The sequence below is a fragment of the Paenibacillus sp. OAS669 genome (assembly GCF_014873645.1).
GTDB lineage: Bacteria > Bacillota > Bacilli > Paenibacillales > NBRC-103111 > Paenibacillus_S > Paenibacillus_S vulneris.
In genome coordinates this window covers 172,120-190,440 of sequence record NZ_JADBDR010000009.1, presented here as the reverse complement: position 1 = coordinate 190,440, position 18,321 = coordinate 172,120, and the positions used below count along the sequence as shown (strand labels likewise).

The window sequence follows — 18,321 nt, the reverse complement described above, 5'->3', positions numbered from 1 at the left end:
CAAACAATCCAAGGAATCCGATATCAACAGCGATTGGAAGATCAAATGGACACCGCAGCGGACTTTTTACAGCACGCTAATATATTTCCGTCGAGCAGGAAACTAAACTCAATATAGTAAACGCTTACAAATGAAGTTGGATTTTTAAGCCAAGATAAGGGAGTGAACGTGATGTTCGTGAAAAAGTGGATGATCCGTTTGATGCTTGTTTTGCTTGTATCAGTCAGCATACTTGGGGGGACGGCACCCCTGGCTATAGCTGCCCAGCCGCAGGCCGTCGCAATCTTGAGCTCGCCTCCCGTTTACAGCGGTGTCAGCAAGGCTTGGCCCGGTGACGCGGACAAAGACCCGGCACATGCCGCGGCGACCAAGAATGGCATGGCATGCTGGACGACATCACAAAATCCGTTGAACCCCTACATTTACGTTGATGTCGCAAGCTCCGCGAAGCCTGCGGGCGCGACGTACGCGGTTGTGTCCGTTGATTACTTTGACGCAGCGGCGACGACCCTAGCTATCGAGTACGACGGTCAGAGCAACGCCTTTCAAGCCACTCCGTGGATGCCCACGAGCGGCAGCCAGACTTGGAAGAACCAGATCTTTGAACTGAGCGGAATCAAGTTCGCCAACGGCACGAACGGCGCAGATTTCCGTCTGCGCGTTCATAGCCTCAACGGTGTCATGCCGGAAATGTGCTTTGCACGAGTCCAAGTTACTTTTGCAACGACTCCAGCGTTGGCAGTAATGAACCCGAGCCTGCTCTTTACAACCAATTCCGCGAACCTGGATTTCGGCACCGTGGGTGACTCGGTTTCATACGACATTTCTGATGACCAGGGTATGAGTCTTCGTACGGGATCTATCCCCGTAGGCTCTGACGGACATGCTCTTCTATCCGTGCAGGACCTCGGGCCGGGATTCTACAACCTCACTTTCTCAAGCATGATTGATGGACAAACGCTAACACGCACTACAACGTTTGGCATTGTGACCCCTACCCCAGCGGGCGCCCTGAGTCCTGACTCCTTCTTCGGGATCGACTCCCATTTTGGTCACTACAAATCCCTCGAAGATGGACTCATGAACGCATTGGCGACAATCGGCTACGGCCACATTAGAAGCGACATTAACTGGTCGCTAATTGAAAAGCAGCCAGGCGTGTACAACTGGGCTGGGTATGCCTTTGAGGCCAAGTCACAACAGGCTCTTGACCTCGGCATGACTCCCCAGGGAGTCTTGGCATACAACAATGCCAATTATGACAACGGGAAAACGCCGAGCTCCGCGGCCGGTCTGGCTGCATTTGGTCAGTTCGGGAAAGCTGCCGCCGAGCACTATAAGGGCAAGGTACGCGATTTCAACATCTACAATGAGTTTAACGGCACCGGCTTCAACAACGGCGCTTGCGGTATTACTGCAGCCTGCTATGTGCAGATGCTTCAGGCCATGTATGGACCCATTCACGAAGGAAACCCGGACGCGAACGTCATGGGCCCGATTGCAACCACCTTTGACGATAACTGGTATAGTGCCTTTTTCGCTGCCGGCGGTATTAATTACATTGACACGTTCGCGACGAATGTCTACGGCTACGCTTTGGAGGGGGCAAACACCCCGCCCGAGCGGACACTGTTGGTATCGAAGCTTCCTGCGTTGGTGAAGCAGGTGAAGCAGGCGGCTGGAAATCGGCACGTCCCCGTGTGGATTACGGAAAACGGTTGGCCGACGTATGCCGCCGCCTCCACGGAGCCCCAGCAAGCGGACAACCTGGTGCGTGCTCAAGTGCTGGTGAAGGCAGCCGGCGTGGACGTATATAACTGGTACTCGGCTATGGATGACGGTACGGACCCCAATAATAGGGAACATCACTTTGGGTTGTTCAGGCAGCCCGTCGATGGCGTACTTGGCGTAGCTCCGAAACCGGGAGCTGTCGCAAACGCTGTGCTCATTCGCGCGGTGACCGGAAAGACGATTGGTGATCGCGATGACCTTGGCTCCGCTACCGCCTACTCGTATCCGTATACTGGAGGAGGATCGACGACTCGGGTGATGTGGTCCACCAGCTCCGAGGCCATTGCTTTGCACACTACCCAGCCTCTTATGATCACTAATCAGTATGGCTCGACACAGACGGTGAATCCGACAGACGGTACGGTCGTTCTAACACTAACCGGCAGCCCGGTCTACGTCACCGGCAACATGGACAGCTTGGGCGTGACGCAGTCAGCGGTCACGATGAAAGTCGCCGATCGGTCGATCCAAGGAGATACGGTTCTTGTTACGGTAACCGCAGACCGATCAAATCACAAGACGGACCTTCCCAACGAGTTGACAATCATGGCGAACGGGGTGCAGCCTGTGAAGCTTCGCACTTCCCCAGGCAAGGTTACGAGCGCCACCATCAGCGTTCCTGCAACCACGCTTCTCGGCCAGCGGACTGTGGCCGTTGATGTAACGAAAGTGAAGCCGGGGAACGTGGGCAATAACAAGCACAAGCCGAGTCTCGTTGCAGGCTTGAGGGCTACGACAAATGTCGTCAAGCCCTTCGAGATCAGCGTCCGGCCGGAGATCACGTCGGACGCGGCATCCAGAAGCTACTTTCTCGATATCGCGCTGAAGAATAATCGGAGCAGCCCCCTCACGGCGACCCAAGTGACCTACCAGGTAGGGCCGGCATCCGGGACAGTGTCGGATAAGGTGTATGTTCCTGCAAGTGGAACCGCTTCGATGCGCGTTCCGGTCTCCGGCATTCCGTTATTCGACTCCTTGAGCTATAGCGTGGCGGTGGACAGTGCCGACGGTTCGGGCACTTTATCCGGCTCGATTTCCTACGCTCCCATCGAGCCCGTAGACCACCGAACCTTACCTGCAATCGACCTTGCGACGCAAGCAACCTGGGTATCGATATTAGGAGCGCGCAGCGGGAACAGCGACCTAAGTGGGCAGCTTCGTATCAATTACAACAACGAGGGGGTTGTGATCGACGCCACGATCACTGACGACAAACATTTCGGCGCAAGAGCACCAAACGCCATGTGGCAGACCGACTCCATCCAGTTCAGCACCTACGATCGAGTGCCGGGACAGGCCGGAGGCCAGCGCGTCGAAATCGGCGCAGCACTGCTCGACAGCGGGCCGTCGGTTTACACCTTCACAGCACCTGCCGGCCAGCAGGCGGGACCAACCCCTGGTGCCCAAGCGAGCATCATTCAAAGCGGCAGCATCATACACTATGTCATCTCTGTGCCGTGGGCCTCGCTTGGTTATAGTGGGCCGCCGACGCAGACTATTGGGATGTCATTCCTGGTGAATGACGATGATCGGGGCTCCACAGGCGATTCCCGCGATGGTTTCTTGCAGTGGGGATCGGGAGTCGGAACGACGCCGAAGGACCCCACATTGTTTCGCAATGCACAGTTAGTGCAGTAAAGGTTGGATCTGACCCATAGATCATCAGGACTGAACCGGGAAATGAAAATGAACACAAAGAGGTGTCCCATAAGCCGTGAAAATGGCTACAGGACACCTTTTACCAATTTTAATACCAATTGGAAACCAATCCTTGAAAAATGGAAGTATCCCCATCCGGGCATCCGGTCGTATCGATCTGATGCTTTTCTCAACTAATCAGCAGATTTATTAGCATACTGGCGCGAAAGAACGATTGATGAGTTTTTATGTCGTTCGTTTCCGATGTCACAAATCAGAGGCTTACGTTGTTATATGTGCAAAACGTTAAGGAGCTGAGGAAAGATGAACGATTTGACATGTGTAATCATCGGGGGCGGCCATGTTGGCTTCATTCGCTCAAAGCAATAAAGGAAGAAACTAGGGGTATAACGAACGGACGGCAGATCCGTTTTTTTCTGATCGACATGCAGCCAGGTCATTTGCGCAAAATGCTTGTTCCGGCCAACCGTGGGCCAGGAGGAGATTATGATCCCCTGGAAGCACTATTCGTTCTCAGAGTGTCGAATTCGTGCAAGGGAAGGTTACGTCCGTGGATAGCGGGGGAAAACAGATTTGTTATGAGGATGAGCAAGGAAATCAGGCCCTCATGCGGTTTGACCTTTTGGTCGTGGCGGTCGGCAGCATTGTTCAGCAACCGGAACCCTATCGTGGCGGATTGCCCTGACTGACCCGCAAGCCGCGAAGGACATCCAGGAGCGCTGGCGCACTTAACCTGCGGAAAGCTGTCGTTGGGGTGAACCCTGAGGAACAAAAGCGGCTGATGACGATTGCGGTTGCGGCAGCGGGCATCAGCGGCGTAGAAACATCCGCCGAGCTGTGTAATGTCGCTGTTGACCGAAGACGTCATGTTCGTCGCCGATGGTGGCGGGAAAGCAACCGCATTCAGGTATCCGGTACAAACGTGTGATCACGTGGCCCGAGTCCTGCTCGATGGAGTTCGGAGCCTAAGGTCCAATTTTTAGGGCGATTTTCACTTCGAGCTCACCCCTCTGAACGGTGAGACCAGTATCGTTATCCGGTCGAGGGGGGAAACCGTGGCCGCTTTATTCATGCAACTCCGCCGTGGAAAGATTGCCAGAATGTATGGCGTTTGAAACCCAGATAAGCTTGCCCGGGTTTAGGTAATCGACTGAAGAATTATTCATAATGATAAGGGGCCGGGAAAATGCAATAAAAATGTTCCAAGTGCCCTTCAATAATGGAAATCATAACTGAAAGAGTGTTAGGGTTTGTGGTATAACACTACCCGACAATAAACCCAATATTCTAAAAATAGTCTTTAGTCTAGCCAATAGCCGGCTATTAGTCCATGCCTAAAATAAACGACTCACGTACACTGAACCATCTTTATAGGGGGTGTCGTTATTGGGTTGTCTGGATAGAAAAAAACGGCGTAAAAAGAAAACCGTAATTGTGTGCCATCCGAGAGGAAAAAAAAGGAAATGTTGTCTTCGAGTTATTAAAAAAATAGTGCGGGTAACGTGTCCCCCGCCTAAAGGACAGCAATTACTTCGAGAACTTGCGGGAGCAATTGGTGCACTTGGACCCCAAGGACTTGCGGGAGCACTTGGACCCCAAGGAGTTGCAGGACTTGTAGGAGCGATTGGCGCACTTGGACCCGAGGGACTTGCAGGAGCACTTGGACCCCAAGGACTTGCAGGGCTTGCAGGAGCGATTGGTGCAATTGGGCCCGAAGGGCTTGCAGGAGCACTTGGACCCCAAGGACTTGCAGGGCTTGCAGGAGCGATTGGTGCAATTGGGCCCGAAGGGCTTGCAGGAGCGCTTGGACCCCAAGGACTTGCAGGACTTGCAGGAGCGATTGGCGCAGCTGGACTTGCAGGACCAGCAGGACCAACAGGACTAACAGGAGCAACGGGAGCAACGGGACCAGCGGGACCCGCAGGGCCGGCAGGTGGAGTATTAGGCTTTGCAGATTTTTTTGCCTTGATGCCTCCTGATAATGCAGCAACTGTTGCTCCCAACACGGACGTAAGTTTTCCGCAAGATGGTCCAATCAGCGGGACTGAAATTACCCGTGTAAATGCGAGCTCATTTAACTTGGCTACAATTGGCACTTATCAGGTCTTGTTTCAGGTAGGTGTAAACGAACCGGGCCAACTTATTTTAACGCTCAATGGCGCTGACCTGGCTTATACGGTGGTCGGGCGTGCAACAGGTACTTCTCAAATCGTAGGAATAGCTCTTGTGCAAACAACGGTCATTAATTCAGTACTTACAGTTCGAAATCCTGCTGGCAATGCCGCGGCACTCACGATCACTCCATTAGCTGGAGGAACAAGACCTGTTTCCGCACACCTTGTTATTACGCAGATTGCTTAAGGGAAAGAAATACAGAATTTTTTGATAAAAATGCCAATATCAAATAGAGGCCGCCTTCGATATTTCGGCGGTATAGTTAAATGGTACGGGACTGTGCTCCTGCGACACAAATAAGTGACTTTATAACGATCACAGCCGACAGGCGAACAGGACCGGAAACCGTAGAATGAGCAAGGGACTAGGTATTACGACGCGACCGCCATATGCACCAGACGGAAAGGCTAAGAACAGGTATGTTTTTCCGGTTATCTGTGATGGAGGACATCCCTTCTTATATTAAACTAAACTTTCCTGTCTGTCCTAAGAAAAGGACTTTGTCAAAAAAGGAGCGCCTCGGTATGATGGGTTTGTCGACGGGTTTGAAGCCCAACACCATAAAGGAGGCGCCCGCCCTTACTATGAAGTTTAAACAATCGGACAGACAAATTAAACGGCTTGAACGAATTACCACCTCTCACTTTGTTATTGGAATTGGAATTGACATGGTCAAGGAGACGCATGTAGCGCAAGCCGCATGTTGTTCTTACAAATCGGCATCTTTCGTTTATAAACATTCACGAGGGGTTTGAAAAGCCGAAGCAGTGGATAGAGGCCTTACAGCAGAAGAACGGATTAAACAGCCTTATTATCGGCATGGAACCGACAGGACATTATTCAAACAACCGTGCGAATTGGCTGCTTGGGAAGGGATTCAACTCGTCTTCGAGAATCCAGCGACAACGAAACGAGACAAGGAAAACAGGGATAACTGCTCTACCAAGAGCGATCCCAAAGACGCTCTTATAATTGAAATGTTGTCAGCCATAGATATTACTACGGCTACACTCGGCAAGCAGAGGGCTTCCAGACACTGCGCACGATGATGGTGATCGGGAATTTTGGATCACAAATAGCATATTCGACTGCAGAATCAGATTATCCGCTGGCTGGATATTTATTTCCTGGAATATGCTTCTGACTTTAAGGATTGGACATGCCCGCGGCCGATTGCAACCTCTAAGCATTTCCTTCACCATCCGATCTGCGTGGTTAAACCATTGAAGGGATCACTCGTGGTTGGAGACCATACATGAACTGAGCTGGTGGCACCACTGGCAGACGGAAGGCCGCCGAACTCCTTTCTAAAGCCAGACAGAGTGTAGGAGAGAATGCTTCGGTTCGACAAGTTTGAACGTATTACCGATATCTTAGAGCAGTTCGGGAAGGAACTCGGATCGGTACTGGAAGGGATTCCGATGGCGACCCAACTTCGCTCGATCAAAGGTCTTGGTACAATTTATTTTGCTGCTATTCTGTTCAGTGCAGGTGACTTGAGACAGTATGCCCAGGTGTGTCAATTGCTCAAGAGAGCCGGCTTAAACCTAGTTGAAAGCATGTCAGGAAAACACAAGGGAGATCGTGCTCAATCTGTTTTAAATGTTGCTGGGCTAGGTCGTACTCTTCAAGCAATTGTCCAAGATGAAGCTTGTAAGCGTGGAGAGCTTGGGTAGTACCAACAATAGATTTAGCGAGTGAAATGAGCAGCTCGGCACGTTTAACACCGGCATGGCGTTTGACATACTGCTTCCAACCATCAAGGATTTGAGCTGTATTTAGTTGACTGATATCTTTTGGTAAAGGAAAGAGTCTAAGGGTTGCGATTGCAATGGTGCAGGTAAGAATTTTGAAGACTTGACGCAGCTCGGGGAAGATAATGTCTACGCAGCGATGAATCTGATTAACCGCACTGTTAAGGCGTTTGGTAACCGTCCCGCGGTTTGCCATGAGAATACGCAGCTCCTCGTAGGCTTCCGGTTGAAATCGAACCGGGGAATAGTACCCTTTTTTAATCATATCTGCAATGATAAGCGCGTCCTTGCGATCACTTTTGGAAGGCGTACTGTCCCGGTTTTCCTTGTTCTTTTTGACAAGATGAGGATTAGCCAGAACGACCTCAATTCCCTGACTGATAAGCCACCATGCTAAGCTAAACCAGTAGTGGCCTGTGGGTTCCATGCCAATGATGATGCTGCTCAGTTTGTTGGTTTTGAGCAGATCCTGGATCCAGCGCTCAAATAACTTAAAGCCTTCACGATGGTTCCCAAACGCGAGCGGATTGCCCAGCGCAATCCCCCGAAAGCTGACGGCGTAGGCTACATGGAATTCTTGTGCGATATCTACGCCAACGACCGGGGATGATGAAAGGCAATGTTTCTATGAGTTGATTTTGCTTCTCCTGTGCCTAAACTTCATGATAGAGCGACCTCCTAGATGGGTTTTTTGAGGCTTTTGACCTCGTATGTAACCCCATCGTACTGAGGCGCTCGTTTTTATTCAAACACCAAAATTTTCGTTTTACAGGAATTCTAACGAGGAACGCTGTGTGGGGCTGCCACTGGGACAGCTCCTTTTTAATGACCACTGAGGTAATGGGCGGATTAGCGCAACTTATAGATGTGTTTCAACGTCTAAATCATGGAATTAATTGTAATTTCCTTGAGTTATAGCTTGGAGTGTGAATCTATGCTAAGAAAGTTAGTTGGTACTTGCTTGGTATTTGTAATCGGACTTATTTCATTCTCAATATGGAACTATGTAGATGATGATGTACGACGTGTCTATTTTGAGAGACAAAGAGCTTGGCAGGATCAAGATTTTCAGAAAGTGAAACAAATATACATTAAAACAGAAAAAGAAGAGGTTTTGTTGACGGAAGACAGTAGGATCATCAACGAACTCATGCAGGATTTAAAATACAAGCTGGCAACAAATCAATATTGGTTAGTGAGAGCAAAGAACGGTGATTTTATTCCTTACAACAAAGGGGGCTGGGAGCTGGTTATTAAAACGGATGAATTTGATAATTTAGCCTTTGTAAAGTATTCTCAACCGGGCGATGTACTCACTTACTATACGTTCTACGGTCCAGTTGCTGCCTTTAACTCAAGTAATATATTGAAAAATTTACTTAAAGAAAAAAATTTATTGTAGGTGTTGATATGATAAGACGCAGTTGACGGCATGGAGATGCAGCTGTGATATGCTAAACGGGCGGTTTAGTGCAAAACAACATACACATAAGACGTTTGTAGTGAATGATCATATTTGGAGGAACTAATGAAATTTTTCACTAAAGAGTGGTACGAAGAAGCGCAAATAAGAAGCTTTTTGACTTTTTATGAAACGAAGGAAGAATGGGAAGACAACATTGCCTGGTATGAATCTGAGGGTTTGGACTTCAAAGAATTTTGTAAGAACAACTTGGAGTATAAAAGAACCGATTTATTCAAATATCTCCCGGCATTTTTTCATCCCTATATTCAGGACGGAACGTTAAACTCACAATTTCCTTCTGAAGAGCTTAGAAAAATAGTCGATCAATGGCGATCGGAGTATGATGAGCGAACGAAAGCAAATGGGATGACCTATCGGAGCTACTATGACTCCATAAAAAGCTCACTCCCTGAAAGCGTTATTCAGTTGTTTGAAAAGTCCTTACACGATGCGCGAGTAACTTCGATTGAGACGCCTTCGAAGGACATCTTTATCCTGACATTGGATTGTAGAGGCGGCTATCATTATTTAACGGATGTTAAGTTAACCTTTACGGGAGTGGAGAAGCTACAGCCTAAAAACTTGAGCCTAGGCAGTATTTGGCTTTATGATGAGGTTTATCTTACAAAAACAGGATTTGAACTTCATGTGTTAGTAGATAGTCCTTTAATGGAATTCACGTTATCAGCTGAAACCGTCACTATCGACGTTATTTCATAATGGCTAAGCTGTAGGGTATGCGCGTTCAATCAATCAGTCTAAAATATAGCCAATAACCGTCCTTTTCATTGGGGCGGTTATTTTTTCTAAGTAAGAAAAACAACTGTCACGGTCCTGGCTGCAGCTGCGTGCGCAGCTTCCCTTAAAACAAGGTACATTTATGGGCCCCCTTGAATAAATTGATTTAGGCTTTAGCTTAGTGAACCTGAGAGCATCGAATCCACAACGAGAGGACTAGGATAGATGAGAAAGAAGAATGGGAACTTCAAACATAAATCAACACCAAAGTATATAAAGAATCATTCACAGGGTACGAATAAGAGAGTCTCGATATCCATTGTTAAGGGGCCGGACGTTCAATTAAGTACAGCAGTATTAGAACCAGAGTCTTCGTCACCTACTATCAAGGAATTTGGCGCTCAACTAAGTGTAGCGGTAATGGAAGCGAGACCTTCATCACTTCCTGTTGAAGAACCGGAAGCTCAGCTGAGTACAGAGGAAGTAGCGGCAAATGTTTCACCGCTTTCTGTTGAAGAACCGGAAGCCCAGCTAAATGTAGAGGAAGTAGAAGCAAATGCTTCATTGCTCCTTGTTGAAGAACCGGAAGCCCAGCTAAGTGTAGAGGAAGTAGAAGCAAATGCTTCATTGCTCCTTGTTGAAGAACCGGAAGCACAGCTAAATGTAGAGGAAGTAGAAGCAAATGCTGCATCGCTTCCTGTTGAGGAACCGGAAGCACAGCTAAATGTAGAGGAAGTAGAAGCAAATGCTGCATCGCTTCCTGTTGAGGAACCGGAAGCTCAGCTAAGTGTGGAGGAAGTAGAAGCAAATGCTTCATTGCTTCTTGTTGAGGAACCGGAAGCACAAATAAGTGCAGAGGAAGTAGAAGCAAATGCTGCATCGCTTACAGTTGAAGAACCGGAAGCCCAGCTAAGTGTAGAGGAAGTAGAAGCAACTGCTGCATCGCTTACAGTTGAAGAACCGGAAGCCCAGCTAAGTGTAGAGGAAGTAGAAGCAAATGCTACATTGCTTCTTGTTGAGGAAACGGAAGCACAAATAAGTATAGGGGAAATAGAAGCAAATGCTACATTGCTTCTTGTTGAGGAACCAGAAGCCCAACTAAGTGTAGAAGAAGTAGAAGAAGCAACTGCTGCATCGCTTACAGTTGAAGAAACGGAAGCCCAGCTAAGTGTAGAGGAAGTAGAAGCAACTGCTTCATTGCTTCTTGTTGAGGAACCGGAAGCACAGCTAAGTGTGGATGAATTGGAAGCAAATGCTACATCGCTTCCCGTTGAGGAACCGGAAGCTCAGCTAAGTGTGGAAGAAGTAGAAGCAGATGCTTCATCACTTACTATCGAAGAACCAGACACCCAACCAACTGCAGAGGAAGTAGAAGCAAGCCCTTCATCCCTTCCTATCGAAGAACCGGACGATCCGGTACGCAATGAAGCTATAGATGAAACGCCTCCTTTATTCCATTATATTTATCAAACAAACACTCAGCTGCTTGAAGAAATGGCAGAACTTCGCAAAGATATTCAGGTGCTTAGGCAATTAGTTAATGAGGTTGAGGTCTTGCGTCATGATGTCAGAATGGAAATTACCCCCTCACTGGAATTATTAAAAAGGGAGTCTGACAATGCAGCGGAACAAATGATAGCACATCAAAAAAAGATCGCCGAAATGGTGAAAATATTATATTGGAAGCCATAGAACCATCGTGCATCTTATTAGGTTACACCAGATTTAGCATGGGATGTGATTACGTTGCGAATCAAGTTCCGAACCGAGCTTGAAGTCAGTTCGAAGGCTATATTAAAAGATTGTCTTAAAATGGCTCCAGAAGATGAACTTCTTACTGAAATCAAAAGCATTGTTCTATTTTGGTCAGAGCAAAGGTTACGTGGAGACGGGGTTCCTGTCCCGGTTAGTACGCGAGAAATAAGAGATTATTTAGTCGAGAGAGGATTAATAATTGAGTTTGAGGACGAGGAAGAAAATGACGATTAAACCCTCTCTGTTTTGTATTGCCTTTGAGCACAGGGGAAAAGGCTGACTTCCAGCAGGCCGGAGAGTGAGCTTTGCGAGAGCAGTTTGATGAAATGTTGAAAAAGCTGGGGTTTCCAATTCGTAGGATTGGAACCTCCAGCTTTTTGGCTCATTATTACCCATTCTTCGAACATGATCCGCGAGGGACTGTTTCAACAGCCGCCGCGGCTGCTTCCTCCCTGCCCGTCACAGGTCCCCGATGCGAGCTGTACACCGCAAAGCCGACCATCGTAGCGAGCAGAATGCCTCCCCCGGTATAAAAGGCAGCGGTCAAGCCGAATGCCTGGCCAAGAAAGCCGAACAGGGCCGGGGCCGCCATTTGAGACAGCCGGTTCGTCAAGAGCCGCAGGCCCAGCACCTTGCCGCGCTCGGTTTCCTTCGTTTCCTCCACCATAATCATAATGGTGACCGGCAAATTCATGCCGATAGAGCTGCCAAGCAGGAAGGTAAGGACGGCGATTCCGATAAAGTGCAGGGAAGCGACGGGAATAAAGATCAGGCAGACGGAAGCCATACAGCCCGCGATGATAAGAATCCGCTCCAGCGTCGCCAGCTTCATCAGCCGCCCCAGCAGAAACCGCGATACAAACCCGGATAAGCCCATCAACGAAATGACGAACGAGATGACGAAGGCGGAATAGCCATGATTGTTTAAGTAAAGCGGAATGAAGCTTGCGTATAACGCTTGAATGAACATGATCAGGAACGTCCCGACGAGACCGAACTGAACCGCGCGGTGCCGGGTCAGATGAATGCCGCTCACATAGCTGTTCAGCATCTCCTTGGGCTGGAACAGCTCTTTGGTTTTGCCGCGCACACCGGCATCATCGGGATTGCGGACGAGCAGGATCAGAATATAGCAAATGAAGCATACTACGAGCGATGCCAGGAAAGCGGACCGGTAGCTCCATAAGGAGGAGCCCATATAGCTTACCACCGCTCCGCCAAGCAGAGGACCTGCCATATTGCCTGCCGAGTTCCACATTGAGAACCGGTTAATATTTTTATTGCGCAGCTCCTTGTTCTGCTCTCCATCCGATGCCAAGACTTGAAGAGAAGAAGCCATAATAATCATGCTTGTCCCGAGAAGCACTTGGGAGACTGCAAGAATAGGCAAGGTCGTGCTGAAGGACGTGAGTCCCAAGGAAACGATAAGCAGCAGACAGCCGATCTTGGTCATTTTCATCGCACCAAGCGTATCAATCATTTGGCCGATAGGCATGGCGATGAACATAGGGACAAGCGCTCTAAGAGTAACAATAAGGCCGATCATGGCCGTGGATGCACCGAGTGCTTCAGCGTACAGGGTAAAAAACGGCTGCGCCACCGACATCACTCCGAAAAAAATACCGCCGCCATATATTCCGACAGCCCGCACCGCTTTTTCCATCCTCATAGCAGGTCACCTTTCTTTATCTTGTATTTATCTCTTGTGTTGGTGAGCTTCAAGGTATATCCTACAAAGGTAAAATACCTGTAAGTTCATAGTATGAAGGATGGGGAATCAAGTAAATAATCGAAAATGAATGACCTTATTCATTTTTTGAATATTCTTGTCGCGGCCTCGGCTGTGTAAATAAGTCGGACGATTCCGGGAAAGGCGGTGCCACTTGACCTTCGATCAAATTCTAACCTTCGTCACCATCTATCGTACCGGGAGCATATCCAAGGCAGCGGAGAAGCTGTATCTGCCTCAGCCCACGGTCTCACACCGGATTAAGCAGCTGGAGAGAGAGCTCGGCAAGCCGCTGCTTATTCGCGTGAACGGAACCGTTCGCTTATCCCAGGAGGGCCATACGTTCCTTCCCTTTGCATTAAGTGCGCTGACTGCGCTCGATCAAGGCCGTGAGGCTATCGAGCAGCTGGAGCATGGCTTGACCGGTACGCTGTCTTTAGGGTGCAACAACTCCTTTGCCGGTACGATGCTTCCTCCTATTCTGGAGAGCTTCCTGGCTATGCATCCGGGCATCGCGCTCAAGGTACGCTGTTATTCCACGGAAGAGCAGATCAAAATGCTCAAGAGCAAGCATATTCAAATCGGAATCACCCGTTATACGGCCAATGATCCGAGCATCACCTTCAAGCTGCTGTATGCTCATCCGGCCTATGCCGTTATTTCGAGAGAGCACCCTTATGCGGAACGCGATGAGCTCAGTCTAGAGGAGGTTCTCAAAGAGAGGCTCATTCTATACGAAGCGGAAAGCCTCCATCGCAAAAAAATCGACATGACCTTCAAGGATTTGAATATGCTGTACGACCCGCATTATGAAACGAACAATTTGCAGCTGATCAAATTTTGGATTAAAAGTACGATGGGCGTTTTTCTATCTTGTCCGTTGTATATGCAGCCGGAGATCGACTCGGGAGAGATGGTCGCGATTCCGATCGAGCATAATCCGTTCCCAATGAATCAGATCTTTCTTATGTACAGGGATGAGAATTTGAACAGCCTGGACCGTTTGTTTATGCGGCATCTTGAGCAGTATATGGGGGGATACCAATCGGAGGAGCTGGACGATCAGAGCCAGTTAGATAGATGATCAAAAAACAAACGCCGCTCTTATACAAGAACGGCGTTCCTACTTTCCAGCTGTATTAGGCTGGAGGGATAATAACTAAAGTTATGATTTGTTCTTCGGAATAAGATTTAGCGGTTCCAGATCCATCCGCATCCGCTTTAAACCTAATCTGATAGGTCCCGGGTGCCGGCATCACTTTATTGTGAAGCTCAAAAGCGATATCCGAAATAGCTGAGGTGCTTCCCTTGAAAGTCAGTGTGTGGCCGTCATTACTAATTTGGTCATTCGTTGGGTTGACCCATCCGCTAATGTTATAGTAATCATCCGTAGTAAAGGTCAGGCCCTCCATCGTTACTTGGACTTCAGCATTCCTAAAGGTTTCTCCAGAAAAATAGTCAAATCGAATGAAGAACGGTCTAGAACCGGTTGTCAGCTGTTGTGTATGTGAAAAGGCTCCGTTAACCTCAAAGCCATACGTGGCGTATGTCACCGTAGGTGTGGTCAACATCCCTTTCACCAGTTCAACGGTAACAGCATGCGATGCATCCTTCGCCGATTCATTGTTTGACGCATCTTTGGCCGTAATGACAAACCTATACGTGCCCGGTTGCAGGTTACCGATATTGGCGGCCGCTACAGAACCGTCCGCTTCACTGATACCTAATCCTATCGCCGTCCCTAATTCCCCTGCATCGACTGCATCGTTCTCATTCAGATCCGTCCATGGGTAGGCTTGTACCAGAGCGTCTTGTTCTCCAATAGCCCCCGCCAGTCCATGAAGCTGATCTTCCGTTCCGGTATAATTATCGATCGCCTCGAACTTTGAAGCATCGACGACAGGTGCGGTCGTATCAGGAACTTCATTCTTGGTCAAGGTCACACGGATTGCATGCGCGGCGTCCTTCAAAGATTCATTGCTCGACGAATCCTTAGCTGTAATCACGAAGCGGTAAATACCCGCGCGCAAGTCACCGATATTGGCCGCGTTCACGGAGCCGTCTGCCTTACTGGAACCTAATCCTATGGCAGTTCCTAACTCCCCTGCATCGACTGCGTCGTTCTCATTCGCATCCGTCCACGGGTAGGCTTGTACCAGAGCCCCTTGCTCACCAACAGCCCCCGCCAGTCCGCGAAGCTGATCTTCCGTTCCGTTGTAGTTATCGATCGCCTCGAACTTCGAAGCATCGACGACCGGTGCGGTCGTATCAGGCACTTCGTTCTTGGTCAAGGTCACTGTGACTGCGTGCGCGGCATCCTTTGCTGATTCATTGCCCGACGTATCCTTAGTTGTAATCACGAAACGATAAGTTCCCGCACGCAGGTTGCCGATATTGGCCGCATTCACGGAGCCGTCCGCTTCGCTGGTACCAAGAGGTATGGCTGTTCCCAATTCCCCTGCATCGACGACACCGTTCTCATTCAGATCTGTCCACAGGTAGGCTTGTACCAGAGTACCTTGCTCACCAACAGCCCCCGCCAATCCGCGAATCTGATCTTCCGTTCCATTGTAATTGTCAATTACCTCGAACTTCGAAGCATTGACTGCCGGTGCGGTCGTATCAGGAGCTTCATTCTTGGTCAAAGTCACAGTGACTGCATGCGCGGCATCCTTCAAAGATTCATTGTTCCACGAATCCTTGGCTGTAATCACAAAGCGGTAAGTTCCAGCGCGTAAATCACCGATATTGACCGCACTCACGGAGCCGTCCGCTTCACTGGTGCCGAGGGGTATCGCCGTTCCCAGTTCTTCAGGTTCAACCGTGTTATTCCCATTCGAATCCGTCCACGGGTAGGCTTGTACCAGAGCCCCTTGCTCACCAACAGCCCCCGCCAATCCGTGAATCTGATCTTCCGTTCCGTTGTAGTTATCGACCGCCTCGAACTTGGTGCCGTCTACCGCAGGTGCCATGAGGTCCCGATAGCTGCTGCTGCGACGAGTTGAACCCGATGAGGAGGACCCGCCAACAACAGGAGTAGGGTCTGTTACTGCGCCATTATCTTTAGGAGCATCCGGTTTCGAGTCGGGTTTCTCTCCTGAGTCGGGCTTCTCTGAGTCAGGCTTCTGAGCATTCCCGCTCGTCTTTAGCTTCAAAAGCTTGGATGCGACTAGAGCTACAGCCTGACGATCCGCTTTGGCATCAGGATTAAACACATTGTAGTCTTCCCCGGTAATCAGTCCATACTCCACAGCAGCTGCTATAGATTCTTTGGCATAATCAGCAATTTGGTTGCTGTCAGCGAACTTCAAGGCTCCTGCTTTACCGTTGGGATTAGGATTAGCTCCCAATGCTCTTACGAACATAACGGCCATATCCTGACGGGATAAATTTTGACCCGTACCAAACAGGTTATTGCCTGTTCCTTGGATCAATCCGGCTTTGACAGCCGCCTCGACATAGCTGTAGGCGTAGCTGCTTGGGGGAACGTCCTTAAAGGTAGGTGTGGCAGGAGGGTTCGAAACATCCAGCTGCAAGGTTTTGGCCAGAATAATAGCGAAATCCTGTCGAGTAATCGTCAATGCAGGATAAAACTTATGATCTTCCACACCAGTTACTATCCCTTGATTGGCTAACTCCATAATGGCATTCTTTGCATAGGAGCCATCAATATCATTGAATGAAGCGGCAGCCGAGCCTTTGGCCGGCAGGATAGGGCCGGATAATAATGCGGCGGCCATTACGGTGCTTATCCATTGCTTTTTGTTCACTTGCTTGTCCTCCTGTTCATGGGATGCGCTTCGTATCGTTGGTTATAATCGATCCGCTAACACGATCCGACTTGAAATGACAAATTGTTCGTCTACCGGATTATAACAATCGCCTCTAAACCGATTCTAAAAAAAATACCCCCGACCTTTATGCATTCAGGTCCGAGGGCTTATTGTTGTGGAGTTGTTGATAAAATTGTACCAATTGAGGGCTCGGCTCGACGTCTAAGTCATACCGGAGCAGCTCGGCAAACTTGGCAAAATAGTTATCTAGCAAAGCACGGTCGTTCAATCTTGCACAGACGGCAAGCTGGCGGCGGCACAGCTCCTCCGAATAAGGGCACTTGGGTTGAAGCTCGCGAAGGCGCCTCAATGCCTGTCTCTCCATACCGTTTGCAGCCTCGTAATCCGCCAGATTTAGTACCAGGTCAACATAGTGCTCCAATAGTTGATTTTTTTTCAACTCCGCCCATACATAGTCATATTCCTGCAAATAATCCCCCCGGTAGAGAGAAGCAGCCGCTTCGTACATAGGGACAGTAACTGAAGTGATACGAGCTTCCTTAGCGACTGCCGCTTCAAACTCCTTAACGTCGTAATGCACTCCCTTAAGCAATAGCCGGTAATTATCTAGCGAGTACTCAATGGTAATCGGAAGGGACTGCTCCCGCAGCAGCTTCCTTATTTGCGATACTGTCGTATGAAGATAAGTAAGCGCCTTATCCTTTAAGTAATCGGGCCATAAAGCTTCAAGCAGCTTTTCTTTATTCACCCAGCGCTCCTGCTCATGCAGTAAATAGACGAACAGCTCCTGTGCCTTCCCTGTCTTCCACTTGAGCTGCTTTTCCCTACCGTCGGCTCCCTCGAAGGAGAGCTGGCCGAAGCACCGAATCCAGGGATGAGAGGTAGAGTGGTTTGTTGGCGGCACATGCTGCGCGATACGCCCCAATGTTTTGGCGAGCCGTTTCGGATCGATGGGCTTTAACAAATAATCCAAGGCAGGAATGCCGAAAGCCTCCAGCGCATATTCCGAATAAGCGGTGACATAGATGATGAGAATGCCGGGATCCATCTGCTGTATATGTTCACCGGCCGTAAGCCCGTTCACCTCCGGCATATCCATATCCATAAACACGACATCCACCTTGGATTTGGCTAGATGCTCGAGTCCCGCCCGAGCCGACGTATATTTACCTTCAATCCGAAAACCGCCGTTGTCCGAAATCAGCCTCTCCAGCAAGGAAAGCGCAGGCTCCTCATCATCTATCAGCAAACACGTAATTATACTATCATCCCCTTAAGAAAATAGATCGTCTGCTTACCCGCGCACCCCAAAGCTCCGAACATGTTATTTCTGTAGATACATTATTCGACAGCGTTCAACAAACTCCCTTTAAGCTTCATCTTCTATTAGCAAAAAAAAAGCTCTTGTTAGGACAAAAGACACCTCTTTATAACAGCTGTGTAGAACCCAACGGTAAGACG

At 49.1% G+C, this 18,321-nt stretch carries 12 protein-coding genes and 1 pseudogene; 9 read left to right on the top strand and 4 right to left on the bottom strand.

Annotation, left to right across the window (positions count from 1 at the left end):
• Window positions 1–171 precede the first annotated feature (171 nt).
• The 5 genes and pseudogenes from GGC63_RS20640 to GGC63_RS35185 form a co-directional block, all read left to right on the top strand.
• Window positions 172–3,429, top strand: coding sequence for a hypothetical protein (locus tag GGC63_RS20640; protein ID WP_192703905.1), 3,258 nt, complete (start codon window positions 172–174; stop codon window positions 3,427–3,429).
• A 775-nt stretch (window positions 3,430–4,204) separates the two neighbouring features.
• Window positions 4,205–4,378, top strand: a complete 174-nt coding sequence (locus GGC63_RS34560; RefSeq protein ID WP_225948361.1) for a hypothetical protein — start codon at window positions 4,205–4,207, stop codon at window positions 4,376–4,378.
• 705 nt (window positions 4,379–5,083) lie between these two features.
• Complete coding sequence (locus GGC63_RS34555; RefSeq protein ID WP_225948360.1) at window positions 5,084–5,335, top strand: hypothetical protein; 252 nt, start codon at window positions 5,084–5,086, stop codon at window positions 5,333–5,335.
• Between the two features lie 80 nt (window positions 5,336–5,415).
• Window positions 5,416–5,811, top strand: a complete 396-nt coding sequence (locus tag GGC63_RS34550) for a hypothetical protein (RefSeq protein WP_225948359.1) — start codon at window positions 5,416–5,418, stop codon at window positions 5,809–5,811.
• Between the two features lie 1,148 nt (window positions 5,812–6,959).
• A pseudogene (locus GGC63_RS35185) lies at window positions 6,960–7,151 on the top strand (IS110 family transposase); the annotation flags it as partial.
• 1 nt (window position 7,152) lies between these two features.
• On the opposite strand, the gene GGC63_RS35180 reads toward GGC63_RS35185, so the two are convergent.
• Entirely contained in the window at window positions 7,153–7,920 is a 768-nt protein-coding gene (locus GGC63_RS35180) for an IS110 family transposase (RefSeq protein ID WP_318781100.1), read from the bottom strand.
• Window positions 7,921–8,313: 393 nt separating this feature from the next.
• On the opposite strand from GGC63_RS35180, the gene GGC63_RS20615 reads away from it, so the two are divergent.
• The 3 genes from GGC63_RS20615 to GGC63_RS20605 all read left to right on the top strand — a co-directional run bounded on the left by GGC63_RS20615 (window position 8,314) and on the right by GGC63_RS20605 (window position 11,274).
• On the top strand, window positions 8,314–8,781 hold the full coding sequence (locus GGC63_RS20615) for a hypothetical protein (protein ID WP_192703902.1): 468 nt from the start codon (window positions 8,314–8,316) through the stop codon (window positions 8,779–8,781).
• Window positions 8,782–8,907: 126 nt separating this feature from the next.
• Window positions 8,908–9,564, top strand: a complete 657-nt coding sequence (locus tag GGC63_RS20610; RefSeq protein WP_192703901.1) for a DUF4085 domain-containing protein — start codon at window positions 8,908–8,910, stop codon at window positions 9,562–9,564.
• 243 nt (window positions 9,565–9,807) lie between these two features.
• On the top strand, window positions 9,808–11,274 hold the full coding sequence (locus tag GGC63_RS20605) for a hypothetical protein (RefSeq protein ID WP_192703900.1): 1,467 nt from the start codon (window positions 9,808–9,810) through the stop codon (window positions 11,272–11,274).
• A 451-nt stretch (window positions 11,275–11,725) separates the two neighbouring features.
• On the opposite strand, the gene GGC63_RS20600 is transcribed toward GGC63_RS20605, so the two are convergent.
• Window positions 11,726–13,006 (bottom strand): MFS transporter, encoded by a 1,281-nt coding sequence (locus tag GGC63_RS20600; RefSeq protein ID WP_192703899.1) that lies wholly within the window; start codon window positions 13,004–13,006, stop codon window positions 11,726–11,728.
• A 214-nt stretch (window positions 13,007–13,220) separates the two neighbouring features.
• Between GGC63_RS20600 and GGC63_RS20595 the strand changes: the two genes are divergently transcribed.
• Window positions 13,221–14,150 carry a LysR family transcriptional regulator gene (locus GGC63_RS20595; protein WP_192703898.1) on the top strand — a complete coding sequence of 310 codons (930 nt, stop codon included), beginning with the start codon at window positions 13,221–13,223 and terminating at the stop codon, window positions 14,148–14,150.
• 55 nt (window positions 14,151–14,205) lie between these two features.
• On the opposite strand, the gene GGC63_RS20590 is transcribed toward GGC63_RS20595, so the two are convergent.
• Window positions 14,206–16,836 (bottom strand): S-layer homology domain-containing protein, encoded by a 2,631-nt coding sequence (locus GGC63_RS20590; RefSeq protein ID WP_192703897.1) that lies wholly within the window; start codon window positions 16,834–16,836, stop codon window positions 14,206–14,208.
• A 148-nt stretch (window positions 16,837–16,984) separates the two neighbouring features.
• On the bottom strand, window positions 16,985–18,109 hold the full coding sequence (locus tag GGC63_RS20585; RefSeq protein ID WP_225948358.1) for a response regulator: 1,125 nt from the start codon (window positions 18,107–18,109) through the stop codon (window positions 16,985–16,987).
• Between the last annotated feature and the right edge of the window lie 212 nt (window positions 18,110–18,321).

Bases quoted from the DNA above. Each gene is read 5' to 3' on its own strand.
- GGC63_RS20610 (WP_192703901.1), top strand. From the start codon at position 8,908: ATGAAATTTTTCACTAAAGAGTGGTACGAAGAAGCGCAAATAAGAAGC.
- GGC63_RS20615 (WP_192703902.1), top strand. From the start codon at position 8,314: ATGCTAAGAAAGTTAGTTGGTACTTGCTTGGTATTTGTAATCGGACTT.
- GGC63_RS20605 (WP_192703900.1), top strand. From the start codon at position 9,808: ATGAGAAAGAAGAATGGGAACTTCAAACATAAATCAACACCAAAGTAT.
- GGC63_RS20640 (WP_192703905.1), top strand. From the start codon at position 172: ATGTTCGTGAAAAAGTGGATGATCCGTTTGATGCTTGTTTTGCTTGTA.
- GGC63_RS20600 (WP_192703899.1), bottom strand. From the start codon at position 13,006: ATGAGGATGGAAAAAGCGGTGCGGGCTGTCGGAATATATGGCGGCGGT.